This window comes from Paenibacillus sp. FSL H8-0259 (assembly GCF_037963255.1).
GTDB classification, from domain to species: domain Bacteria; phylum Bacillota; class Bacilli; order Paenibacillales; family Paenibacillaceae; genus Paenibacillus_AQ; species Paenibacillus_AQ phytohabitans.
Map to the genome: position 1 here is coordinate 3,336,140 of NZ_CP150147.1, position 24,600 is coordinate 3,360,739.

At 48.6% G+C, this 24,600-nt stretch carries 27 protein-coding genes and 1 pseudogene; 19 read left to right on the forward strand and 9 right to left on the reverse strand.

All coding sequences use genetic code 11. From position 1 onward, the window contains the following. Position 1: 1 nt before the first annotated feature. The 3 genes from NSU01_RS13870 to NSU01_RS13880 all read right to left on the reverse strand — a co-directional run bounded on the left by NSU01_RS13870 (position 2) and on the right by NSU01_RS13880 (position 2,734). Entirely contained in the window at positions 2-859 is an 858-nt protein-coding gene (locus NSU01_RS13870) for a M15 family metallopeptidase (protein WP_076245262.1), read from the reverse strand. Between the two features lie 89 nt (positions 860-948). Further along, positions 949-2,046: a HAMP domain-containing sensor histidine kinase gene (locus tag NSU01_RS13875; RefSeq protein WP_042136201.1), complete on the reverse strand. Its 1,098-nt coding sequence runs from the start codon at positions 2,044-2,046 to the stop codon at positions 949-951. After that, entirely contained in the window at positions 2,039-2,734 is a 696-nt protein-coding gene (locus tag NSU01_RS13880; RefSeq protein ID WP_076245264.1) for a response regulator transcription factor, read from the reverse strand. The genes NSU01_RS13875 and NSU01_RS13880 overlap by 8 nt, the downstream gene beginning before the upstream one ends. Before the next feature lie 470 nt (positions 2,735-3,204). Here NSU01_RS13880 and NSU01_RS13885 point away from each other — a divergent pair. The 3 genes and pseudogenes from NSU01_RS13885 to NSU01_RS13895 all read left to right on the forward strand — a co-directional run. Then, positions 3,205-3,393 (forward strand): annotated as a pseudogene (locus NSU01_RS13885) (histidine kinase); the annotation flags it as partial. Between the two features lie 420 nt (positions 3,394-3,813). Next, positions 3,814-4,479: a response regulator transcription factor gene (locus NSU01_RS13890; protein ID WP_039297122.1), complete on the forward strand. Its 666-nt coding sequence runs from the start codon at positions 3,814-3,816 to the stop codon at positions 4,477-4,479. A 49-nt stretch (positions 4,480-4,528) separates the two neighbouring features. After that, a complete protein-coding gene (locus tag NSU01_RS13895) occupies positions 4,529-5,182 on the forward strand; it encodes a YcnI family protein (protein ID WP_179093547.1) in 654 nt (217 codons plus the stop codon). Positions 5,183-5,929: 747 nt separating this feature from the next. On the opposite strand, the gene NSU01_RS13900 is transcribed toward NSU01_RS13895, so the two are convergent. Further along, the gene (locus NSU01_RS13900; RefSeq protein ID WP_339303254.1) at positions 5,930-6,496 is read right to left on the reverse strand and encodes a serine hydrolase; all 567 of its coding nucleotides are present in this window, start codon (positions 6,494-6,496) and stop codon (positions 5,930-5,932) included. A 479-nt stretch (positions 6,497-6,975) separates the two neighbouring features. Between NSU01_RS13900 and NSU01_RS13905 the strand changes: the two genes are divergently transcribed. The 11 genes from NSU01_RS13905 to tnpA all read left to right on the forward strand — a co-directional run bounded on the left by NSU01_RS13905 (position 6,976) and on the right by tnpA (position 12,968). Then, a complete protein-coding gene (locus tag NSU01_RS13905; protein ID WP_076245269.1) occupies positions 6,976-7,554 on the forward strand; it encodes a hypothetical protein in 579 nt (192 codons plus the stop codon). Positions 7,555-7,637: 83 nt separating this feature from the next. Then, positions 7,638-7,901, forward strand: coding sequence for a hypothetical protein (locus tag NSU01_RS13910; RefSeq protein ID WP_339303256.1), 264 nt, complete (start codon positions 7,638-7,640; stop codon positions 7,899-7,901). A gap of 6 nt (positions 7,902-7,907) precedes the next feature. Then, on the forward strand, positions 7,908-8,717 hold the full coding sequence (locus NSU01_RS13915; protein ID WP_339303258.1) for a hypothetical protein: 810 nt from the start codon (positions 7,908-7,910) through the stop codon (positions 8,715-8,717). A 4-nt stretch (positions 8,718-8,721) separates the two neighbouring features. Next, positions 8,722-8,973 (forward strand): hypothetical protein, encoded by a 252-nt coding sequence (locus NSU01_RS13920; RefSeq protein WP_339303260.1) that lies wholly within the window; start codon positions 8,722-8,724, stop codon positions 8,971-8,973. Positions 8,974-9,215: 242 nt separating this feature from the next. After that, positions 9,216-9,593: a hypothetical protein gene (locus tag NSU01_RS13925; protein WP_076245278.1), complete on the forward strand. Its 378-nt coding sequence runs from the start codon at positions 9,216-9,218 to the stop codon at positions 9,591-9,593. 190 nt (positions 9,594-9,783) lie between these two features. After that, the gene (locus tag NSU01_RS13930; protein ID WP_076245280.1) at positions 9,784-9,987 is read left to right on the forward strand and encodes a hypothetical protein; all 204 of its coding nucleotides are present in this window, start codon (positions 9,784-9,786) and stop codon (positions 9,985-9,987) included. Positions 9,988-10,171: 184 nt separating this feature from the next. Continuing rightward, positions 10,172-10,504, forward strand: coding sequence for a hypothetical protein (locus NSU01_RS13935; protein WP_076245282.1), 333 nt, complete (start codon positions 10,172-10,174; stop codon positions 10,502-10,504). 93 nt (positions 10,505-10,597) lie between these two features. Then, positions 10,598-11,101, forward strand: coding sequence for a hypothetical protein (locus NSU01_RS13940; RefSeq protein ID WP_076245284.1), 504 nt, complete (start codon positions 10,598-10,600; stop codon positions 11,099-11,101). A gap of 292 nt (positions 11,102-11,393) precedes the next feature. Continuing rightward, positions 11,394-11,591: a hypothetical protein gene (locus NSU01_RS13945; RefSeq protein WP_339303262.1), complete on the forward strand. Its 198-nt coding sequence runs from the start codon at positions 11,394-11,396 to the stop codon at positions 11,589-11,591. Between the two features lie 103 nt (positions 11,592-11,694). Beyond that, the gene (locus tag NSU01_RS13950) at positions 11,695-12,189 is read left to right on the forward strand and encodes a hypothetical protein (RefSeq protein ID WP_076245288.1); all 495 of its coding nucleotides are present in this window, start codon (positions 11,695-11,697) and stop codon (positions 12,187-12,189) included. 305 nt (positions 12,190-12,494) lie between these two features. Further along, complete coding sequence (gene tnpA / locus NSU01_RS13955; protein ID WP_054940740.1) at positions 12,495-12,968, forward strand: IS200/IS605 family transposase; 474 nt, start codon at positions 12,495-12,497, stop codon at positions 12,966-12,968. A gap of 167 nt (positions 12,969-13,135) precedes the next feature. On the opposite strand, the gene NSU01_RS13960 is transcribed toward tnpA, so the two are convergent. From NSU01_RS13960 to NSU01_RS13975, 4 genes are all read right to left on the reverse strand, one after another. Next, a complete protein-coding gene (locus NSU01_RS13960) occupies positions 13,136-13,426 on the reverse strand; it encodes a hypothetical protein (protein WP_179093545.1) in 291 nt (96 codons plus the stop codon). Positions 13,427-13,806: 380 nt separating this feature from the next. Then, entirely contained in the window at positions 13,807-14,106 is a 300-nt protein-coding gene (locus NSU01_RS13965) for a CotH kinase family protein (RefSeq protein ID WP_339303266.1), read from the reverse strand. Between the two features lie 40 nt (positions 14,107-14,146). Further along, positions 14,147-14,299: a hypothetical protein gene (locus NSU01_RS13970; RefSeq protein ID WP_179093548.1), complete on the reverse strand. Its 153-nt coding sequence runs from the start codon at positions 14,297-14,299 to the stop codon at positions 14,147-14,149. Between the two features lies 1 nt (position 14,300). Next, on the reverse strand, positions 14,301-15,014 hold the full coding sequence (locus NSU01_RS13975; protein WP_076245296.1) for a polyphosphate polymerase domain-containing protein: 714 nt from the start codon (positions 15,012-15,014) through the stop codon (positions 14,301-14,303). A 270-nt stretch (positions 15,015-15,284) separates the two neighbouring features. Here NSU01_RS13975 and NSU01_RS13980 point away from each other — a divergent pair, with 270 nt between their 5' ends. Beyond that, the gene (locus NSU01_RS13980) at positions 15,285-16,541 is read left to right on the forward strand and encodes a metallophosphoesterase family protein (RefSeq protein ID WP_076245298.1); all 1,257 of its coding nucleotides are present in this window, start codon (positions 15,285-15,287) and stop codon (positions 16,539-16,541) included. A gap of 241 nt (positions 16,542-16,782) precedes the next feature. After that, positions 16,783-20,400, forward strand: coding sequence for a X2-like carbohydrate binding domain-containing protein (locus NSU01_RS13985; protein WP_256703934.1), 3,618 nt, complete (start codon positions 16,783-16,785; stop codon positions 20,398-20,400). Positions 20,401-20,527: 127 nt separating this feature from the next. Here the strand turns inward: NSU01_RS13985 and NSU01_RS13990 are convergent, their stop codons facing one another. After that, positions 20,528-21,268, reverse strand: coding sequence for an SDR family NAD(P)-dependent oxidoreductase (locus NSU01_RS13990; RefSeq protein ID WP_076245302.1), 741 nt, complete (start codon positions 21,266-21,268; stop codon positions 20,528-20,530). Between the two features lie 399 nt (positions 21,269-21,667). Here NSU01_RS13990 and NSU01_RS13995 point away from each other — a divergent pair, with 399 nt between their 5' ends. The 3 genes from NSU01_RS13995 to NSU01_RS14005 all read left to right on the forward strand — a co-directional run bounded on the left by NSU01_RS13995 (position 21,668) and on the right by NSU01_RS14005 (position 24,297). Then, positions 21,668-22,564 carry a LysR family transcriptional regulator gene (locus NSU01_RS13995; RefSeq protein ID WP_076245304.1) on the forward strand — a complete coding sequence of 299 codons (897 nt, stop codon included), beginning with the start codon at positions 21,668-21,670 and terminating at the stop codon, positions 22,562-22,564. Positions 22,565-22,747: 183 nt separating this feature from the next. After that, positions 22,748-23,341 (forward strand): sigma-70 family RNA polymerase sigma factor, encoded by a 594-nt coding sequence (locus tag NSU01_RS14000; RefSeq protein WP_076245306.1) that lies wholly within the window; start codon positions 22,748-22,750, stop codon positions 23,339-23,341. After that, on the forward strand, positions 23,320-24,297 hold the full coding sequence (locus NSU01_RS14005) for a hypothetical protein (protein ID WP_076245308.1): 978 nt from the start codon (positions 23,320-23,322) through the stop codon (positions 24,295-24,297). The genes NSU01_RS14000 and NSU01_RS14005 overlap by 22 nt, the downstream gene beginning before the upstream one ends. Positions 24,298-24,600 lie beyond the last annotated feature (303 nt).

Consider the following 24,600-nt stretch of genomic DNA (forward strand, 5'->3'; position numbering starts at 1 on the left):
CTTATGGATATACCGTCATAATAACGCCGTCGATATTATTGCCCGAGAACTCCACATGCCGGCCTTCAGGGGTAGGAACCGGAGTATTTCCAGAGACCGCTATATAGGAAATCTGATATTCTGTATCGTTAACGGTAGCGGTAATCGTCTCCTGCTGCTTCAGATAATCCAGGTATTCTTCCAGGGTGAAATGCTTATCCCTCATAATGACGCTGTGCGGCAGGCCGACATAACGGAAATGCCAAGGCTCATACTGGATGCCGGTAATATCCGTCTTATCTTCAGGATAGCGCAGGATAAATCCGTAATCCCAGGCGTTGTCACGAAGCCATTGCCCTTCCGGAGCCTGGCTCATCGCCATCTGCGAGGAGCCGATATCAAGTGACAAGCCCAGATTATGCTCGCTATGGCCGGGTGGAAGGGCATATTCGGCTCCCTTCTCCTCATAGAGCTGCTTCTGCTCCGGGTTGTTCCGGTATCCGCTGCTGATCAGGAAATTCTGGACACCCTGCCCGGCTGCAGCTCCTATCATAATCGAGAATTGCTCCGCTACCTGTTCGGAGAGCATCGTCTTGTTGTCCAGCAGGCCATAGCCCTCGGTCAGCTCCTGATGCTCAGACAGATTCACAATATCTTTACTGACTCCCGCTTTATGTACAGGGTATTCTTTGTTGACGAGCAGCAGATTGCCCTGATGAACCCTGCTTTTAGGGATAACCGTCAGATTCTTGGAGCCGTGGTCTGTAAGGACTTGAACGATTGGGATGTCCTGTCCGGGGACAACAGCTTCTCTGCCTTGGTACAGCCCTTCATACCCAAGCAGACCGGCAAGAACAACCCAAAAAACCCACTTCTTCATTTCATCTTCCTCCTTGGACTCTATGTCTATAAGAATAGGGGAGTGAATTTAAAAAGAAGTGGGGTAAAGATAAAGTTTTTCTTAAATCTCTACTTGAGCAGACCCGGCAGCCGCACCTCAAAGAGAGTGCGGATCGTGTCACTCTGGACAGAGATCGTGCCGTGGTGCTGCTCGACGATATTTTTGGCAATGAACAGGCCCAGTCCGGTACTGCCTTCCTGATGTGTCCGTGCCCGGTCGCCGGTATAGAACATATCGAAGAGAAAAGGCAGCTCATCTTCGGGGATGCTATCCCCATAGTTGATCACCTGGACAAGCGCATTCTCCCCCTCCGGGTTGCAGCGGATATCGACATACTGGCCGTCTTTGCCATAACGCACGGCATTGGTCAGCAGGTTCTCGAACACCCGGGCCAGCAGCTCGCCGTCCCCGGATATTCTCATCTGCGGAGCCAGCGCAAGGCGGGCTGTCAGCCCGTTGTTCTCCAGCACAGGATATAGCTCTTCGTTCAGCTGGACGAGCAGCTCGCTTAGATCAAGCGGAAGCTTCTGGACGGTCAGCATGCCGTAATTCATCCGGGTAATCTCAAACAGCTCATCAATCAGCTTCTCAAGCCGCTGCGATTTGGTGTAGGCAATCGTTGTGTAATGCTTAACCTGATCAGCGCTTAACTGCCCGTCCTTCAGCACCAGATCCAGATAACCCAGCACGGAGGTCAGCGGTGTCCGCAGATCATGGGCCAGATTGAGCACTAGCTTGTCCTTGCTGTTCTCGGCGAAATCCCCGCGTTCTACCGCCTGCTGCAGCTTATCCTTGGCCAGATTCAAATCGGCGGCAATATCCTCGAACTCATCGCTGGAAGTTATGCTGATGCGGCTTTTGAAATCCCCGTTCGCCAGAAGGCGGATATGGTGGGAGATCTCTTTGAAATAACGGGCATACGGCTTGGTGAACAGGAAGAAGAACAGCAGCGCCAGCGGGATGAAGAAGATCAGGAAGAAGTTGAGGTCGCCGAAATTGGCGATCATCCAGCGGAAGCGGGCCAGCGGGTCCTCCAGCTTAACCTGTGAGGTATAGTACATCTGCAGACCTTTATAGAGGGCAAAAGTAATGGCGCCGGAGCAGATCATGCTCAGAACGAGCAGGGAGATCATTTTGAAGCGGAAGCTGCGGAACAGATTAGCCATTGAATGTGTACCCTACCCCCCAGATCGTTTTGATCCACATATTTTTGGTCTGTTCTTCGCCAAGCTTCTTCCGCAGGGTGCGGATATGAACCATGACTGTGTTCCTGCCTTCATAATAAGCTTCGCCCCAGACCTGCCGGAAGAGATGCTCTGCACTGAATACCTTCTTGGGATAGCTGGCCAGCAGATAGAGGATATCGAACTCCTTCGGCGTCAGCTCAACCGATTGTCCGTATAGCGTGACTGACCGGCGGTCCGGATCAATGATCAGACCTCCCGTTTCCAGCACTGCCTTGTGCTCCGTAACCGGCTGATTCAGCTGCGTGGACCGGCGAAGCTGCGCATTCACTCTGGCGACCAGCTCCATAGGGTTGAAGGGCTTGGTCATATAATCGTCGGCGCCGATGACAAGTCCGGTGATTTTATCCAGATCCGAAGTCTTCGCGCTCAAAAAAATAATCGGCAGCCCGTGCTTCTCCCGGATCTGCCGGGTCACCTCATACCCGTCCATGCCGGGCATCATTATATCCAATACCGCCAGATCAATATGCTGGGATTGGACCGCCTGCACAGCCGCTGTGCCGCTTGTGACCTTGATGGGGTGATAGCCCTCTTTTTCCAGATGCAGTCCGATCAGCTCGGCAATTTCCGCATCATCATCGGCGATAAGAATCGTAATACGTTTCATTTCAATGTCTCTCCTGTATAGTCAGCATGAATTCATACTTGATTGTGCTTTGTTCCTAGTGTACCCTATCGGATATGGTTTCGCGACCTGCTATTATTGTAAGTATGGAGTCCGGACGAGATAAGATTATTTTTAAAATACTTATATTTGTAACATTTATTGCCGGGCATAGCCCGAAAGAGTCATGCCGGGGAAGTCGCGGTAATGATAAAGTTATCTTCAGTATTAGGGAGGCGACAGCGACGTATACCCGAATTAAAGTGCTCATCCTGCTGATCCCAACGCTTATGGTCGGCATCTGGGAGTTTGTGCGGCATCAGTTCCTGATGGAATACATCTCTATGGACACGGGGAACTATTTAACGCCGGCGCTGGTCTTTCTGTTCAGTATCGTTCTGCTCCTGCCGCTCTTCCGGATGCTAGAACGGAGCCAGCGGGAGCTGGAACGGGAACGGGCGGCAACTATGGCGATGGAAGCGCGTGAGCTGCTGGCCAAGGAGCTGCATGACGGGATGGCACAGTCGCTGTTTCTGCTCTCCGTGCGGATTGACCGCCTGGAACAGAACCGCAAAGACGGTGAGATCAGTGGAGAGAGCGTAGACCAGATCAAGAAAACAGTCCACGAAGTCAACCGTTATGTGCGCCAGGCCATTGCCAATCTGAAGGTGCCGGTCAGCGGCAAAGAGAGCTTCTCCCTGGAGCGGTCCATTCAAGAGCAGCTTGCCGGAATATCCGGGGAAGTGATGATTGAGGTGTCGCTGGACTGGCATCTGGACGAGCAGGCGCTAACGGCAGCGGAACAGGCTGAGCTGTTGTCCTGCATCCGCGAGGCCATTATTAACGTACGCAAGCATACGCGCGCAGGTAAAGTATCCGTCTCCGGCCGAGGCGATAGGCTGAATTGGAACGTGGCTGTTGCCGATAACGGTGCCGGATTTGTGCATGCCGATCCTTTTGCGGTGAGCGGAAGTTATGGTCTGCAGATTATGAGAGAACGGGCACGCAGCATGGGCTGGAAGCTTAACTTACAATCCGGTTCTGCCGGAACAGTGGTAGAGATTGCGAAAGGGGGACGCCGGATGGAACGCTGCCGGGTGCTGATCGTAGATGACCATGCGCATGCGCGTGAAGCCATGAGTGAAATTGTGGCGCTGGATGAACGTTTCGAAGTGATCGGCGCTGTTGCGAGCGGGGCGGAGGCGATCGTCTGGACGGGGCAATGGATGCCGGACCTGATTCTGATTGACATCGAGATGCCGGGAATGGACGGCCTGGAAACTACGCGGCGCATTAAGCTGGAATATCCGTATGTCAAAATCGTCATCGTCACCGTATCGGATGAGATCTCCTATCTGTTCGAAGCGCTCAAGCAGGGGGCGCAGGGGTATCTCCTGAAGAATCTGGCTCCGTCTACCTGGATTGAGTATCTGCTGGCAATTGTAAGTGAGGAGGTTCCGCTGAGCCGGGAGCTGGCTTTTCAGATTCTGAAAGAGTTCGCCGTGACCTCCGTCAAGGAGGAGCGGGAGGCATTAACGGCGCGGGAGAAGGAAATACTGGGCTGTGTATCTTCCGGGTCAACGAATAAGGAGATTGCGGCCACCCTCGGGATCTCTGAGCACACCGTCAAAAACCACCTCAAAAACATTCTCCAGAAGCTCCAGCTTCAGAACCGCACGCAGCTCACCCGGTATGCCATGGAGCAGGGACTGGCTTCGCGGGAGCGGGATTTTCCGGGGAAAAGATAGAGCTTGCAGAAGGATGATTAGACTACATAAGAGAGAAGGGGAGATCGAATTGAACAGACTTTTCCGTAAAATAGCAGCCCTGGCCGTACCAGCGGCCGCAGCACTAATGGTATTCGCAGCCGTAGCTAGTGCGCATGTAACCGTCAGCCCTGCACAATCGAGTGCAGGTGCCTGGGAGACTTACACGCTCAAAGTACCATCTGAGAAAGATATTGCTACGGTGCAGATCGATCTGCGCATTCCGGCAGGTGCTGCATTCAAGCAATATGAGGCTTCTCCCGGCTGGGACGTAACGGTGGATGGCGACAAGGTCAGCTGGACCGCGAACGGAGACGGCATTCTGGCCGGACAGTTCCAGCGCTTCTACTTCACTGTCCAGAACCCGGCCGCCGCAGGCGATATCGCCTGGAATGCCTACCAGCATTATGCCGACGGCAGCGTGGTGCAATGGTCCGGCGAAGAAGGCTCGGAATCCCCGCATTCCATCACAGCGATCGCCGAAGCCTCCGGCGGAGGCACCCACTCCCACGGCTCCATGGACATGGCGGATAACGGCACCATGACCATGGACGAGCATGAGGCGATTATGGAGGAAGAGGGGAACAGCTCCAGCGTGTCACCGATGCTGTACATTGCGCTCGGCATCTCGCTGCTGTCCTTCCTGCTGGCGGCGATTGCTTTGCTGCGGGGGAAGAAGGAGTAGGGCTGGAGCCGGGGTACTGCTTGGCGTTCAGGTAAGAGGATGAAATCGGGATTTGTACGAGGAATATAGTAAGCATATCTGCTATACTGGCCCCATTGGTTGTTCTGGCGGAAAGGAAACCCCGTGCTTGAGGTGAGTATCACCATCTGGCGCGGGGTTCTTTGTGGTTTGAGGGAATGCTGGGATGTGGGGATGCTCAGATGTGGGAATGCTGGGATGTGGGAATGCGTAGTATGCTGGAATGTTGGGATGCTGGGATGCTGGGATGCTCGAATGCTAGGATGCTAGGATGCTGGAATGCTGGAACGCTAGGGATGAGGGTGCAGGATGTGCTGATGTGCTTATGCGATGATCGGTTGCATTCCCGCTGACTGGTGCCCAGCGCTTTTGTAAACTAACTTTATCTATGGATGCTCACGCACGCCGGTTGGGAACAACAGTTGGAAAAACAACACTTAATTCCGGGAAATTCCCTAACATACCGGGCGTAGTTGGAAAAACAACACTTAATTTTGCGGGATCAGGCAATTACCCGGTGTAGGGGCAGAATTAAGTGACATAAATCCAACTGTTCTTGCTGAAGCTCCAGAGCCGGGAGCAATAAGTGTTATAAATCCATCTGTTATCCGGGTGCGGCGGTTCTACGAGCGAAGCGGCTGCTAAATGACAGGTCACGTGAGAATAATCTTTACGGATAAGTTACTGAAACCTATTCCGAGTGTGTTCCACGAATTTCCACATGCAGCCTTACAGCTTATCCACTAACGTATCCCAGGTCAGCTCAATGATCGCAGTCATATTATCCCGTTCATCGGAAACATAGGTAACTACTGCGTTCTTATCCGGAATGACGATAACATATTGCCCGTACAATCCGTCGAGCCGGTATGAGTTAGGATAGGAGTTCATCCACAGCTGATATCCGTAACCCTGGTGATAATCTGCGGTTGCGAAGTCTGGAGTGAAATCATCTGTCTTTATCTGGACGGAAGTTGCTTGTTTCACATAACCGGATGGAATGAGCTGTTGTCCGTTCCACGCACCTTTATTCAGGAGCAGCTGTCCGAATCTGGATAAATGCTCTGCGGTTAAGTGTAATCCCGAGAACCCTTGGGGTAATCCCAGTGGACATCTGTCCCACTCCGGCCTGGGGATATCAAGCGGTTGGAATATTTTCTCATACAGATAGTCGTCCAGGCTAGTTCCGGTAGTGCTGCTAATGATTCTGGAGAGCATGTAAGTGGCGGAATTATCATAGGTAAAATGAGTCCCAGGCTCAAAGACAACCGGCTCCTCAAAAAAACAGCTCAGCAATATCCCACTTCTGCCCGCTTCTCCAATCCGCTTTATTCACCGACATTCCGCATGCCCAGCCCCCATACAGAGCAGATCATGGATCGTGACCCTCATCAGAAATTTAGTATTGAACGGCAATCCCGACGGCCATGGAAATAAAGGTTTTGCTTGCAGAATATAATAAGTGCGGCTGGTCCGCCTCAAAATCATGTCTGGCTATTAGCTCGTCGTTCTGCCTGATCACCACGTTCAAAATATGCCGGTTCTGTTCATTCGCAGATACTAATTCGTCTAATATAATATTACAGTGTTCATGGTTCCGCCTCCGTAAGCCACAAAGTTAAGTATATTTGGATTTTGCTTAGTCTTACTATAGCTGGATATGTATTATACTGTAAGTGACGTTGGTATGAAGTTTCTAATATCGAAATCAATTGGAGGAGTGTTTATCTCAATTTAGAAATAAATCTCGTAGACCGTGCTTAGGAGGTGGATATATGGCTGCGAACTTCAATGTAATCACTTTTACCAAAAGAATAATTGATTTAACCTGGCTATTCGAAGCCGCTCAAGAAAGAGGGTATAACGCTAATATTAATCAGATTGAATCTATCGGAAATTGGGAGTTCAACGACTTAATAAACCACCCGCATGATGTTGAGATAGCGGAAGTCCTCGCGCTTCTTGAGAAAGGCCGAATTATATTAATATTTGGTGAAGTCCAGTCCAATAAGTTTGTGATGATGTTAAGTAAGGCCGGTACCATCTATCAAACAGGAGTGTCTCTAGATACAAAATACATAGATTACTTAGACAGCGATACGCTTAATGATGTTACTCGTCCTATCTATGATGAAATTTCGAACCTATTGTTATCTTCTGAAATGGTGAATAATTTACTTGTTTCTGCTTTAGGTGTCGAGGTGGTTGTGGACTACGATGAGGATTTTAATAAGATGAATCTTGATAGCCATAATGTGGTGAGATGGGTTATTGGAACCGAAGAGGGTGCAGGTGAGCGTGATCTTATGGGTTACACGCGGGTAGCTGCTGGTATTTGGGATAGAGAGACTTAAGTTCTACAGATACGAGATATGAGTATAGCTAATTACGTGTAGTGGAAGTAATTATTTTGTCCAATAAGATCGGAGGATGTAAGATGCCAAAGATACAATGCAGTTGTGGTGAAATTTTAAGATATGGAGATATTCCGTGTAGTATTGAGTATAACTTCATATCCGATGTTGAGTACGACAAATATCAAGATCAGATTGATGCAGAGGAATTATATTTGGACATGAAAAGTTTTCTTAAGTGCCCTGAATGCAATAGGCTATGGATTTTTTGGAATGGTTTTGGAGAAAAACCAGAGGAATATGTTCTGATAGGTGAAGATATCAAAAGGACAATACATTTAGGTTGAATACAAGTGATGACTAAAATGCTTCAAGCGGAGATGAGCGAAGTGAAGTTCAGGCTATTAACTATTGTACCGATTGTCATTTTATTAATATCATGTAGTGCCGAAACTAAGGTTCATTCTGATGAAAAAGAGGTCAGCAAGGAGATCGTTCCAGCATTAAGCTACAAAGTTGAAAGTGACATTTATGCTCAAAACAATATTAACATTACATATCCAAAGCTGGTTGATTTACCGAATGATACAAAGGAAGAAGTTATAAATGCACTGATTCAGGCAGAGGCGATAAGTATTCTTGAATATTATTCGGTAGGTTTAGATAGTCAAAATAGTTTGGAGTTAGACTATCAGATTACATATAAAAGTGATAAGTTCCTAAGCATTCAATATATTGGTTCAGCTTTTAATAAGGGAGGAGCATATCCGTTAAATGTTTTTTATACAACAAATATAGATATGGATAAAGAAATTAAAGTGAAATTAACAGACTTTCTGGAGATCGATGAGGCATTCGTACAAGAATTGAAAAATGGAATCTACAAAAGCTATGATGACAATTTGAATTTGCGAGAGGAAGGAGTTATGAGGGATTTTTGGAGCGGGACTAAAGACCAGGATTTACTTAATGATTTGAAATATGCAGATGAAGCGGACGGGGCAAATAATTCAGGTATATTTAGTTATCTCACTCAAGATTCACTGGGGATAAGTCTTTCAATTCCTCATGCGTTGGGAGACCATCTTGAAATGGAGATCGGTTATGAGAAATTGGGCGGAAATATTAAGGAGAATAGACTGTGGGATTCCATCAGGGGGTGAAAAGGTGAATAAAACTTTGTTAATTGAAATACTGCTGGACCCTAATTCAAGTGATTCAGAAAAAGACGATGCAGTGATTCATCTTGGAAATAATTTCGAGGATGAAAGAACGATTGATCTTCTAATACAAGTGTCAAATAATATGGAGTTCGATGGAATGATTGCTGCAAGTTGCGGAGAATCACTTGGGCAAATCTGGCTGAGGAAAAGAGAATCAACTTTGAAAAGCTATTCTGGCTTAAAGGGAGTGCTTTAAATGAAGCACTCTCACTAATTAAAGCGCAGCGTATAGATTGGTACGAGGAGTATATAGAAATGACTTTGGACAGTAAAGATAAAAATATAACTTATTAATGATGAAGCAACCGCTAATTAATTACATTACATACATAAGATTACTATGCTCCGTACTGTGAAAATGAGAAGAAAAGTCTAATGATAATACCGAATTGAAAGATAATGCAAGCATCTGTTGAATATTTAAGTAGGAGGTTCATTATGAAAATAGTTAACATAACATTTCCAACTTATCTTTCAAGTATAGAAAATATAGAAAACGACAATATTGATGTCTTCGTAGAGCTAGAGGATGATGTTACATACACTATGGTTGTGGCTACACCCCAAAATTATTATTGGTATATGGACAAGGAAGGGCTTGATTATGTGCCACCGTCTCCCCCAGATATTATTGTAAGAAGCCTAACGGAAGATAATATCCGGAAAGCTATTGAGGCCTTTGCAGAGGATGATGCTTATTGGATGAAACTTTATTTTCTATCAGGTAAAAGAACAGGTGCTTTTGACATGGATAGAATGAATAAGATGTTAGCAGAAATTAAGGGAATAAATGATGAGATTTTAAATGCTGAATAAGGCGAGGTGAAATGAATTGTCTGTTTATTTTTTAGAAAACATTTTTCAGGGTAGTAGTGATGATATGGACAATTTGTTAGAGTAAGTTTTTAGCACAGTTTATCCGGAATCAATGGGTCTTTAAGAACCAATAAAATGATCTCTATAGAGATTATGGGAAATTATCGGATTTTAAAAGGAGTTCCTTATTTTGAAGATGAACGGTAGTTGTTCTTTCATAATACTTAATGAAGCTTTAGATTTTGATTACATTACTAGAAGATTAGCAATTAGACCAACTACAATCCTGAAAAAGGGGCAGGCCATCAGAAAAGAAGCGGTGACTCAGGCTCCCTTTGATATTTGGCGATACGAATTAATAATATCTGAAGAAGTTGACCGGAAGAAGCACTAGAACTTTTACTGAATGATCTAACTCCTAACGTTAAAGAAATTAATGAGTTAACAGGTCTTTATAAAAATGTTGGAATTGATTGTTACTTGAGATCGGATTATGGTCAAATGGGCTTGCAGCTTACGACGGAAATGATGATTAGGGCTTAATATACATATTCTTTCCTTTGGTGGGGTTGAAGAGGATGACTAGTGCGAATAGTATTAGAGTGTTTTATTTAGAGGATACGGAACTTGCAGAATTTGAGGCTTCTAACAAAGGTTATCGAAATGATGTTTATGTTAAGATATTGAACGATTTATTTAATATAAAGGTTTATGATATCGTGCGTCTTAAACAAGATTTTGAATTGGAGTCAGAGAGTTACGGGTATTACTCAGTCGAACCTAATTTGATTATAGTAAAGGAAGTAACTAAAGAAGCTATAGAATTTGTTGTGAAGAAGTTATATGAGCAGAAGTATTTCGAGTCGATTAAGACTGTTGATGATGATAAGCTCGTAGAATATTTTCAATAATGAAACACTCAGAACTACAGGTGGTAATTGCTGCTTATGGTTTCTTTTTTATATATCTAAGTTACCCCTATTAATAGTTCGTGGGAGGAAGTTATGAAAGTTGAAACGTATTTAAAGAAACCCGATTTAATATTGCCCGGCAACTTTATGGATGAACCCAACAAATATTTTATTCATATGGACAATGAAATTGAAATTGAAAAGTACATCCACAAATTTGATCTTAGATATCTGGATGGTGCTATTGTGATCGAATGGAACTACAAAATCGTTCTGGATTATAACTTGTGGGACTCGGTAAATTGTTTGTGGGACTATTTAATGAATGCGTTAGAAGAATATTTGCAAATGGGAAAAGGGGACTTTCTTTTTCCTGATCAGCCCATAAAATTTGAAATGATAAAAGTGAATTCTTATTATACGGAATTGAAAATTGGAGAAGGGAAGTACGGACACTTCAAACTCCCCAGTGAAGAATTTATTCATGCTCTATTAAATGGAGCAGAGCATTTTTATAGAAGATACAAAGAGTATTTCAATAGTCATGATAATGCGTTTTATCATTCGAAAATAGCTGAAATTAGAAGAAGCATATAAATAATAAACAAAAATGCGATCGAGAAACGGGAAAGGATAGGGGATTCATGTCAATCTCAGCCTCTATAAATATAAGTTTAAGCAATCATAGTCGTGAAAGCTTATCGCTACCGGATTTGTTTCAGAATTTTGAAAATAAAGGTTGGACATGCGTAAAAAGTAATGGTGAGACTATACTGCCATTGGGTGATGATGACGATTATAATTGGACATCTAGTGTACTTAATAGAGACAGCTTCTTCGATATCTTGAAAAAAAGCAGGATCAAAAAGAGATTATTGGAATTGAGTTAATGCGGGTAGATTCTGAAGTTGGATGTGAGTTACTTATCTTTAATACAAATCAAATGATGTTTAGTTTATCAATAGCAAGAAAGAAAATTAATGCAAAAGATGATATAAATATTACTGATTTTAGTTGGTATTTGGAACGTATTTTGCCGGTTGTGATGAATTTACAAGTGGAACAAATAAGCTGTGAACAATTGTAATAAGGTGTTTTTATTATGGTTCTGATTGAGGTGCTTAGAGGCGATAATTATACGATTCCATATAAATTAATTCAATATGAAGGGCTGATATAATATCTTTAAGATGGAGTTAACATTTGAGAAGCAGTTGGAAAGTATACCTGAAACAGAATACTTAATATCTGATTTAGAACTTGATGATGAAGTGGCTATTCTAATGTGTATATGCAAAGCATTTGAAATTTCACAATCTGTATCTTTCGTTGTTGGTGGTTTTGGGCAAGATAATTGGCCTGTTGATTGTAGAACGGATCTATGTACTGTTATTGAACAAGTTCCTGATATATTAGGGAAAACAAGAGCGGGTATATACTCCTTTGAATTAGATTTCTACGAACAGGGAATTGAAAGACGGCTCCTATTCAAGGAGGATACAAATCTTGTTAAGGTCACTTGCATTAGTCGTACTAAATGGGAACCTCATCCAAGTTCAATGTTTATGGAAAAGGCCGTAGTTTCCAAAATATTCGAAAAGATTTATAGCGATTTTTGGCATTTAAGCGCTGTGTTGTGTGAAGGGATACATAAGAAATTTTCACGTACTTGCAGTCAGCCCTGATACTTTTATTTATGCACCTTCCTATTACGTTATTGAATTTTATCATAATGGAGATATATATTTTGTTAACGGGAAACGGTAGTTTCATTCGAGAGAGTATTAATAAAATAAATGCAGAAAAAGAAACTGGCCTGGACGGTTAACGTCCGGGCCAGTTTAATTTTATGGCTTTAGCCAGTTGAGTGCGTGAAACGCGCGAAACAAAAAACCACCCGCTATGCGGGTGGAGGGGACGAGGGTTTGACCACCAAGACCATTCCGATAGAATTGAGATGTTCAGGCTCAAAGGAAAGGAATGGTCAAAGATGGCAAACAAGAGCTATAGTCTAGCTCACACGAAGTGGATGTGCAAATACCATATCGTGTTCACCCCGAAGTATAGACGGAAAGAAATATATAATCAAGTGAGGAAAGATTTAATCGAAATCTTCAAGCGTTTATGTAAATACAAAGGGGTCGAGATCATAGAGGGACACATGATGCCAGATCACGTGCACATGTTAGTAGCGATACCGCCGAAGATCGCCGTGTCCACGTTCATGGGATATCTGAAGGGAAAAAGTTCGCTCATGATCTTTGAAAAGCATGCGGGGTTAAAGTATAAGTATGGGAATCGAAAATTTTGGGCGGAAGGGTACTATGTGAGCACGGTGGGTTTAAATGAAGCCACGGTAGCCAAATACATCCGTGAACAAGAAGCACATGACCAAGCCATAGATAAATTGAGCGTAAAAGAATACGAAGATCCATTCAGTGACAAAAGGAACAAAAAGAAATAAGCCCGTTTAACGGGTGAGTGAAGATGACAAATTACACTGAGCCTGAACAAATGTGTGGTCAGGCTAGCGTCTTTAGGCGCAGTTTGGCAACAAGGGGTTATACCCCTAGAGCAAACCACCCGTTGGACGGGTGGTCCTGATTAAGCAGAATTATGAGAGATTAGAGTCTATAGCCGCTTCCGCTTATATAAGCTAACAAATACCGCGGCCAGTAAAAGCAAAACAATAGCTACGCCGGTAGTAACAGCTTCGCTGGTACTACCTTGCTGCTGCGGTGTATTGCCCTGGCCGCCGAAGTCGCCGCCCATGCCGCCACCGCCGAAACCTCCGCCGCCTATGCCGCCGGCGAAGCCCATACCACCGCCACCGGGGCCGTAGCCGCCCCCGGGCATGGCTGGACCGCCCATAGCGCCCGGCTCACCGCCGGGAACGCCTTGGCCGGTCTGCCCACCTTGCACCGCTTGGCCCTGCGGCGCACCGCCCTGCGCGGCTTCACCGGCCGCCGCACCAGCCTGCCCTTGCGCCGCGCCGCCAGCCGCCGCCGCCAGCCGCTGCGCCGGCCTGCCCTTGCGCCGCGCCGCCAGCCGCTGCGCCGGCCTGCCCCTGCGCCGCGCCCCTGCGCCGCGCCGCCAGCCGCCGCGCCAAATCCACCGCCGCGCCCGCCGCCAGCGCCGCCGCCAATCCCGCCACCACTGCCGTTGCCGTCATTGGTAGCGGGAATAGTGCCGTCGAGCTGCTGCGTGACGGTGCTCGCCATGGTCGACATGAACGTCTTCACGGACTCGATGCCGCTCTCATACTGCTCGAACGTATAGAAGGCAGAAGGATCGGCCTTCACTTAACTTGCGATCATGGCGTCCAGCTCGTTGATCCGGGTCTGGAAGGTTTCATCCTTCAGGTAGCCGCTCAGCATGCTGCGGACGATCTCGTGATACTTCGCTAAGTAGGTCTCATTTGCCAGCAGCTTCGCAACCAACGGCCGCTCGGCGAGTGTGCCCTGGGTAGGCTCGTCAATCAGCACATCCGAGCCGCCCATGCCGCCGAAGGCCATGTTGTAGTCCCACGGCAGGATGGAGAAGATGCCGTCATCTTCATACAGGTAGTAATTCTGCTTGTTGCTGCCGAGATAACTGTCCATATTGCCGGTCACTGCGTTCAGGGCAATATAGCCAAGAGCGTCATCGACATCGAGGCGTAATCAGTATTTTGGAAATGCGGATGTCGGAAACGAAGTTGTCGGTCACCGAGCTTTTGATCATATCGGAAAAGGTAGTTGCCGTGTCGTTCGCGCCCTGTGCTGCGGCTGCAGCCAGACTTGCTGTGATGCTCATATCAATAATCCTCCCAAGTGTTGGTTTTTAGAAACTTCCGGCAAATGATGTATTTAGAAGCGGACTGCCGGTTCAGACCCTCAAGCTGCAGGGCAATCCGGATATAATCGGGCAGGTATTCATCGAATTTGACCTCGAAAATAATAAAGCTCCCGTCAAGCGCCCGGATCGGCTGTAGCTCCTTGCTGAATATATCCACCGCATGCAGTCCCGTGCGCAATTCCTTGTCAAAAGTAATCCGCACGTTGCCGTTATGGCATACATAAGGCTCGCGGACATAATCGACGATCACCTTCGGGCGCAGCAGGTTGTGCCGCATCTGATGGTAGAGCTCCATAAACAGCGGTTTATCCGGTACATTCAGCACCTCATAGTTGCCGGCCATAATCTCATCGTACATGTCCCGCGTCAGCGGTTCTTTGATTTTGGCGATATAATCGTCCATCTTGATTTTTTTCTCAAAATGAATGACATCGTCCTGCACATTGTAGATACGTATGCGGTATTTGGCACGTTCACGCAGGCCTCCGAGCTTGTCGGACAACGCCGTATTGTTCACATCATCAAAATACAGGCTGCGGATATGGTATTCCCCGCTCTCGTCAGCATTCTGGTCTGTATCCATTAGGCTCTGGAGCCGCAGCCGGATGATAAGATATTGATGATAGCAAATGAAGAATTTCAGCTCGTGCCGGAATTGCAGCTTCTTGTTCATCTCACACCTCATTTCTCTCTCTAAGTTCTTGCGTGATCTGGCCGCTGACCCAATTCTAAGGGACCGACCTTATGATTTTCTTAAATTGAACTGAACGTCAGCTGAATATTTTTACACTGCGTTTACAAATGTCACGAAATGTAAGGTTATTCCGGGCCGGGAATTTGACTTCCTGCTGCCACTGGGGCTACCCTAGAATACATAAACAGAACAGATCGACCGGCGGGTTCAGAGAGATTGCAAGCTTGAAGCTGCGGGCGGAGGGAGTACATGAAAGACTTGAAAACATTCATTATCATCGGAATTATAGTCGTTGTATTGATCATACTGGCGCTTGGCGTGGAAAGGCTCAAATCGGAGCGGGCCGCAGGGGGAGGAGCTGAACTCTCAGGTGCACTCTACGATCTGGTCAGTACGTTTAAAAGCGACCCGGTCAGCAGCCGCGCATTCACCTGGTACACCGGAGACCCCGGAGCAGACGGCTGGCTTGAGGCAGTGAAAGGCGGGACGGCTGATTTTACCGGAGATGGGGTCATTAGGGTTCAGGCGGCCAATACTGTGATCAAGACGGATCAGGGTACAGCAGGCGTGCACAAAGCCGAGATTACCGGACTTGAGCCGGGAACACGCTACACTTACCGGGTAGGCAGCGGAGAGGAAGAGGAGTGGAGCCCCGTATACGGGTTCAGCACTGCGGAAGCGGCCAGCGGCCAGGTGACGTTTATTAACGTTACGGATTCCCAGGGAGTGACAGATGCGGATTTCGCGGTCTGGGGCAATACGCTGGAGCGGGCATTCAAGACCTTCCCGGCGGCGCAGTTTATCCTGCATAACGGGGATTTTACAGAAGAGCCTGAAGATAGTGTGGCATGGAACAGCTTTTTTGGCTATGTTCAGAACAGGGTGGCTAGTGTGCCCCTCATGCCTGTGACCGGTAACCATGATGAGATTGATGAAGAGGCGGATCTGTTTACCTCGCATTTCAATCTGCCGGATAACGGGGCCAAGGGTTCGATCGCCGGCACTTCCTATTCATTCGATTACGGCCCGGTCCATGTGACTGTGCTGAATACGGAGAGCAATCTGAAGAAGCAGGCTGACTGGCTGAAGAAGGATCTGGCAGGTACGGATAAGCCGTGGACAATCGTAGCGATGCACCGTCCGGCTTACGGAGGGAACATGTACAGTAAGGTGGAGGACTGGACGGAGATTTTTGACAAATACAACGTTGATCTTGTGCTGCAGGGACATAATCATGAGTATTCCCGTTCTTATCCGCTGCGCGCCGGTCAAATTGTGCCCGAGAGTGATGGGTCCAAAGGTGCGACAGGCGGAACGGTCTATGTGGTGACCAACGCTTCCGGGGCCAAATTCAACGGGAAGAAGGAAGACCTGTTCTACCATAAGGTTCATTTTCAGAATAATAAGCCGATGTTCGCCGGAATCACGGTTAGCGGAGATACCCTGACCTATCAGGCGTTTGATACAGACGGCAACAAGCTGGATGAGTTTGTTCTGAAGCATTAGTAAGAGGGGGTTCTTTTGGATGGCATTCCATTAGAACCTTTTATTGTTAAAATAGTAATAAAAAGTGTGAAAATGGTACGATGATTGATGACAGTTTTCTTATGGATTCGACCATTTTCCCTCACTGTACAGGTTGTCAGCGCTCTATAATGAAAGCGTTATCAAAGAAAGAACCTGGGAGGTTAGAACCGTGATTCGAAAACGTATCCGAAGAATGGGAATGGTTGTCCTGCTGGCTGCAATGCCCTGCTCATTGTTTACCGTTTCTCCCGCAGTAACTCATGCCGCAGCAAGTGAAGCCTACAACTGGAACAGCGTGGTTACCGGTGCAGGCGGAGGGTTTGTTCCGGGTATTATTTTTAACCAGACTGAGCCGAATCTGATCTATGCGCGGACGGATATCGGCGGTGCCTACCGCTGGAATCAGACATCCGGCAGCTGGACATCGATCAGCGATGCTGTCGGCTGGGTGGACTGGAACAAGAATGGCGTAGATGCGCTGGCAACCGATCCGGTGAATCCGGACAAGGTGTATATGGCTACCGGCACCTATACGAACTCATGGGACGATAATGGACAAATCATGCGCTCCAGCGACCGGGGAAATACGTGGCAGACAACGCCGCTGCCGTTCAAGGTTGGCGGTAACATGCCCGGACGTTCGGCAGGCGAACGGCTTGTGATTGACCCGAATAAGAACAGCATCCTGTTCTTCGGGGCGCGGAGCGGGAACGGTCTGTGGAAGAGCACCGACTCCGGGGTCACTTGGTCCAAGGTCAGCTCCTTCCCTAATGTGGGGACGTACATTCAGAATCCGACGCTTGATTACGGCAATGATCTTGTAGGATTATCCTGGATTACTTTTGATAAAAGCACAGGCACCTCCGGGAATGCCACCCAGACGATTTATGTGGGAGTAGCGGATACGGCAAGCAGTGTCTACCGCAGCACGGACGGGGGAGCAACCTGGAGTGCACTGCCCGGCCAGCCTGTAGGTTATCTGCCGCATCATGGTGTTCTGTCTTCTACAGGTGATCTGTATATTACCTACAGCAATGGCGTTGGGCCGTATGACGGCAGTAAAGGCGAGGTCTGGAAATGGAACAAAACAAGCGGGGTGTGGACGAATATCAGTCCGTCTACGGGAACCGATAACTGGTACGGATTCGGCGGACTTGCCGTTGATGCGCAGCATCCTGACACCGTGATGGTCTCCAGTCTGAATGCCTGGTGGCCGGATGAAGTCATCTTCCGCAGCACTAACGGCGGGGCAACCTGGAGCCGGATTTGGGATTGGGGTAATTATCCGGAACGTACCTATAAGTTCGCAATGGATATCACAGCTGCCCCATGGCTTGACCATGGAGTAACGTCCACCTCCCTTGATCCCTCGCCGAAGCTGGGCTGGATGATGGGGGATCTGGAGATTGATCCGTTCAACTCCAACCGGATGATGTACGGTACGGGTGCGACCATCTATGGTTCAAATAATTTAGGCGCCTGGGATACCGGCGGGAAAGTCAATATTTCCGTGATGGCGAAGGGAGTGGAAGAGACTGCAGTGCTGGGGCTGATCAGCCCTCCAGCAGGAGCACGCCTGATTACTGCACTCGGGGATGTGTCCGGCTTCCGGTATGATGATGTCACTGCAGCTCCGGTGAAGTTCCAGACAAGTCCTTCCTGGGCAACCACAACCGGCATCGATTATGCTGAGTTAAGCCCAGCCTTTGTAGTACGTGTTGGCGGTGCGGACAAGGAGAAGTCCCCAAGCATGAAGTCAGTCGGGATCTCCAATGACGGCGGCACGAACTGGTATATGCCGAATGCAGAGCCCTCGAACGGGACTAAGACGACTGCCGGGCAAGGCCAGGTAGCTGTATCCGCGAGCGGCAACTCTATTCTGTGGAGCACCTCGGATATTGGCGTGTACTATTCCAAGTCGACCGGCAATTCCTGGACAGCCAGCAGCGGTGTGCCTGCCGGGGCCAAGATTGCTTCGGACCGGGTGAATGCGAATAAGTTCTATGCCTTCTATGCGGGAACCTTCTACGTCAGTACGGATGGCGGAGCAACGTTCACGGCTACGGGAGCAACAGGCTTCCCGACCAATAATGTCGGTAATCTTCAGCCGAATCAGGCCCAGATCAGCATCAAAGCCATGCCGGGCATCGAAGGCGATATCTGGTTTGCCGGCGGCAATACGGTTGAGAACAAATATGGCTTATGGCACTCTGTCAATTCAGGCGCAAGCTTCACCAAGCTGGCCAATGTTGATGAAGCTGACCTCATCGGGTTCGGCAAGGCAGCGCCGGGCCAGAGCTACATGGCACTCTATACAGTAGCTCAGATCGACGGTGTGAGAGGGGTCTTCCGGTCTGATAATGCCGGGGCCAGCTGGGTACGGATCAATGACAATGCCCATCAGTATGCCAAAATCAACATGGCCATCACTGGAGATCCGCGCATCTACGGACGCGTATATCTGGGAACCAATGGCCGGGGCACTTTATACGCTGATCCGGTGAACCCGCCGGCGGCAGGCTCAACAATTACACCGGTCAGTGCCAGCTTCGATAAGAAGACGGCGAATCAGGCGGATATCGCCGTGACGATGACGCTGAACGGGAACACGTTAAGCACGATTAAGAACGGTTCGGCTACGTTGACCGCCGGAACGGATTATAGTGTGAGCGGATCGGCAGTCACGATCAAGAAAGCATACCTGGCAGTGCAGGCGGTGGGCACGACAACGCTGAGCTTCAATTTCAGCGCCGGAGCGGCGCAGACCTTGGCTGTTGCGGTAGTGGATACAACAACTCCGGCCAGTAATTCTGCGATCGCGCCGGTGAGCGCCAGCTTCGACAAGAAGACGGCGAATCAGGCGGATATCGCCGTGACGATGACGCTGAACGGGAACACGTTAAGCACGATCAAGAATGGCGCGGCAACATTGACCGCGGGAACGGATTATAGTGTAAGCGGCTCAGTTGTCACGATCAGCAAGGCATATCTGGCCGCGCAGGCGGCGGGTACGACAACGCTGAGCTTCAATTTCAGCGCCGGAGCGGCGCAGACCTTGGCTGTTGCGGTAGTGGACACAACAACTCCGGCCAGCAATTCTGCGATCACACCGGTCAGCGCCGGCTTCGATAAGAAGACGGCGAATCAGGCGGATATCGCCGTGACGATGACGCTGAACGGGAACACGTTAAGCAGCATTAAGAACGGCGAGGCAACGTTGACCGCCGGAACGGATTACACTGTGAGCGGTTCGGCAGTGACGATCAGCAAAGCATATCTGGCAGCGCAGGCTGTGGGTACGACAACGCTGAGCTTCAATTTCAGCGCCGGAGCGGCGCAGACCTTGGCTGTTGCAGTAGTGGATACAACGGCACCGTCCGCCGGCGGCTTTAAAGTTCAGATGTACAACAGCAGCACAGCGGCTGCGGCCAATACGCTGAGCCCGAAGATTAAGCTGATGAATACCGGCACCACCGCAGTTTCACTGGTCGATGTGAAGCTCAGATACTTCTACACTATTGACGGTGAGCAGACCCAGAGCTTCTTCTGCGACTGGTCACAGGTGGGAAGCGCGAATGTGACCGGGACGTTTGTGAAGCTTCCGGCTGCCAAGACCGGAGCCGATTATTACTTGGAGCTTGGATTTACAAGTGCTGCAGGCTCCCTTGCGGCCGGGGAGAGCATAGATATTCAGCTGCGGGCGTCCAAGTCGGATTGGAGCAATTATACCCAGACCGGAGATTATTCCTTTAACGCAGCAGGTACGGCTTATGCCGACTGGGCCAATATTCCGGCCTATATCTCCGGCAGCCTGGTATGGGGGAATGAACCTTCTTGATTAGGGTTTCAAGTGAGTAGAGTAGCAGAGTCTTGAACAGCTTTGAACAGACAGCCCCCTCTCCGCATTATTGCGGAGAAGGGGGCTGCTTGCTGCGTGTAGAATGAATCTGCCAGCGCTCTAGCGGCTATAAAGTCTGCCCGCTGTCGACGGTAATAATCTGCCCGGTCATGGCTTCCTGAGCGAGCGCGGAGCAGATGAAACGGGCGATATCTTCCGGCGCGGCAATGCTCTGCAGCAGCAGGTTCGGTGCGAGCTTGTGCATCTGCGCTTCCCGGCCCGCCCACCAGCGTGTCGCTACGGCTCCAGGGGCAACGCAGTTGACCCGGATGTCAGGGGCGAGAGCCTTGGCCAGCGACCGGGTCAGACCGTGAACAGCCGCTTTGGACACCGCGTAAGGAAGTGACGAACCGGCACCCGTATTTCCGGCAATACTGCCGAGATTGACGATGGCCCCTTGCCCGCTGCTTTTCATATACGGGGCGGCTGCCCGGGCACAGAAGAACATGCCTTTGACATTCACGCCGTATAATTCATCCCACACCTCGGAGGTGACTGCCTCCAGATCATTCATAGGAATATGCTGCGTAATACTGGCATTATTCACCAGCAGATTTACAGTGCCGTAGGTCTGTACTACTTGTTCTACCATTGCCCGTACCTCGGCATCTGCGGACACATCAGCTTGTACAGCAATGGCCTGCCCGCCCTGCGCTATGATCATGTCAACCGTCTCCCGGGCTTCCGCTTCCGAACGGGAATAATTCACGGCAACCTTTACGCCTTGCCCGGCAAGCTGAAGGCTGGTTGCCCGCCCGATACCGGTGCCTCCGCCTGTCACTATTGCAACTTTACCCCTCAGATCCATCCTTATCCGCTCCCGACTTCTTATTGTTATGGAATATCCTGAGTACAATTGTATTCAGTTTGCCTGGTTTTGTATAATTGATTGAAATGAAGGATTGGTTCAATAATATTGAACTATATCGAGCGAACTAGAGGGACTTCAACAGAAGATGGTCAATGGACTCTGAAATGAAACATCCTCAAGCTCAGGGAGGCTGAATGCTATTCGCCATTCCCTATTGCACTCTGTACAGTAGAATTCTGTGAAATCGGTGAATGTGAGCAGAAATGAGGAAATCAATTGTATGAAGGACTTGTAGAAAATGCAATGAAGAACGATAGGACGGCGAAAAACGGGATAAGTGTAGGGATAAAATAAATGTATTTTGCCGGGAGTCTTACTGGAAAGAGGTTAGCGCAAATGGATTTCAAAACTTTAAAAACCTTTCAGGCCATTGTGAGCACAGGAAGCTTTAACCGTGCAGCCGAAGAGCTTAGCTATGCCCAGTCTACGGTAACAATGCAGATCCAGAAGCTTGAGGCTCAGCTGGGCGTTCAGCTCCTGGAGCGCGGCAAACAGCAGGTGATCCTGACGGAGGCCGGGAGGCTGTTCCATGAGCAGAGCCTGCAGATTGTGAAAGACATGGAGCGGCTGCAGAGCAGTCTGGCTGATCTGCAGTCGGGCGGAGCAGGGAGCGTCCGGATCGGTGCAACCGATCCGAGTGCGAGTTACCGGCTGCCGCAGCTTTTGCGCATATTCATGGAACAGTTTCCCCGGATCGTACTTTCAGTAGAGATTGCCGGAACAGCGGCTCTCAGCGGGCGGCTGCTCCGGGGAGAACTCGACATGATCCTGTGTTCAGCCCCGCAGCTTGGGACGGAGCTGTATTTCGAGCCGCTTTTCTCCGAGGGATTCGTGCTGCTGCTGCCCGAAGGTCATCCTCTGGAGACGGAGAAGGAGATTACTGCGGACCTGCTTCGCGGACACCGTCTGCTCATTACGGCTGCGGATTGTCCTTACCGCAAGAAGCTGGAGAGTATTTTGCAGGAAGCAGCCGGTCCCCCGCTGAACACCATGGAAATCGGCAGTATGTCCGCCTTGAAATTCTATGTGGAGAACGGTATTGGGATGGCTTTTGTACCTGAGATTACCTTACAGACTCTTCCGCCTGGTACAGTGGTCAGAAGACTATCAGGGCCGGCAGTTGATATGAGCTGCGGAATCGCCTGCAGAATAGCTGATTACCCGCTGAGGGGGGCGAACTTACAAGTCTATCAATTCCTGAAGCGGGAATTGGGGATACCTGTGCATATGTAAATAGAGCTGATAAGAACCGTTTTTGACAACTATACTTTACTTCCACATCCGGCAATTCATGACGAAACTCATGGGCGGCCGGCTTTTTTTGTGTAAGGATTGAATTTATTGTACTCAAAGGGAACCATTGTCCCGCAGCGGACCAATATAGAGTGAAAACCAAGACAGAGAGGAGAGAGACGGATGACTGAGGAAGAGCTGCATGGCTGTCTGCAAAGGCTGAAAGAAGGAGACAAGGATGCTTTCACTGCGCTGCATGACAGCATCAGGCACCAGGTGTACGGGACAGTCTGTCTGCTTGTTGACCGGCAGGGCGATGTGGCTGATGTAGTGAATGAAATCTACATAGAATTGTTCCGTAGTCTGCCGCAGTATGACAGGAATCGGCCTTTTGGGGCATGGCTGAACGGAATGATTGTACGGCAATGCAGCAACTGGAGCCGGAGAAGCTGGCGCAGGCTGCGCATCCAGATCCGCAGCAGGGAGAATGCATCAGAGTTGTTGCTGCCGGGGGCGGATACACCGCTCCTTGAGCAGGAACAGCGGGGAGAGCTGCTTCAGCTGGTGGCTGGGCTTCCCCCTAAACTGCGCAGTGTTGTTGTCCTTCGCTACTATGGGGAATGCAGCTTTGACGAGATAGCCTCTGCCCTGGAGATACCGCTGGGTACCGCTAAATCCAGGCATCACAAGGCAATGCGCAAGCTGCGGCAGCATGCCGTATTCACAGAGGAAGATGAGATGAAGGGGGACTACACATGCCTGTCGAAAGTCAATTGAAACGGGAGTTTGCCAGCTTTAAGCAGAATACAGTAATGCCGGAACAGCTGGAGACACAGATTTCCGCAAGCTTTGATCAGTACTTCAAATTCCAAAACGAACGGAAAACCAAAAGACATATGCGTGGCACTGCAAGGATAGCGGTTGTTCTCTGCGGCCTGATGCTGTTCGGAGGCGTGGTTTATGGTGCGGAAAGGTTATGGGCCGTTACATATGGTTCTACTGGAATAAAGGTGATCGTTCATTCAGACTATACTGAATCCGATGAACACGGTGAGCACGTGAAGCTGCTTGTTGAAGACATTCAGACTAAACTGGCTGTGAATGAATCCGCCTTCCTGTACGTGTCACTGCCCAATGGGGGATATGACCTGCTTAAGGTGAACTGTCCGCAGCTGTTCTCCGATATAGAGAGCTGGAAGGAGGTCATCGAGCCAATTACCGGAAAGCTGGCTGTGCCAAGCAGTCTGCCGGAAGGATATTATTTTGCCGAAGCGAGGTCTGACAGTCAGCTTGGGATTATAGACGAATCCTGGGTAAAGAAATACACCAATGTCCTCTCGAAAAGGGTCAAGCCCGGTGAGGATTATGCCTGGATCAAGAGCTTCAACACTCCTAATAGAATAGCTAAGACTGTAAGCCCGCAGCTCATATATGAGGGTCCAAGAGGGAAAAGTGATGCAATTGTGGTTAAGTATACGCCTAGCGGACCGGAAGCGCAGCTCACAGCAAATTTTGCAGCGGCTACTACGGTTGAGGAGATGAAGGTTGGAGCTTTAGATGCTTTATATATTGTGAATAAAGAAGCTTATGGGAACCAAAACAACTATTATGCTTATATCCAGTGGATCGAGCTAGGGGAGAATAACGAATGGAACATTTTGCATGAAGTAAGCACAGAATCACCGGATGTATCCAAAGAGACTCTGCTTAAAGTTGCCGAAGGCCTGCGCTAAAGCGGCCTATGCCAAGGTCAGCTGCATGCTTGTCCCGCTATAACTAAAATAAATCCCCCTATAACACATATAAACCTCTATTATTGATAGCTTCATCAACAATAGAGGTTTATATAATAACCACTATACCCATGTTCTTCTCAGACTCCTTATCCTATCCTTTGTACTCAGCCGGGTAGAAATCGTCCGAGGCGGCAGTCAATTTGCCTATCCTGCCCGTTAAATCTTCTCTAATTCATCCGCTGACCACGATAGGATTGATTGTGGGCTTTTGAGCTTTAAGAAGCTCATACCATTTCGTGT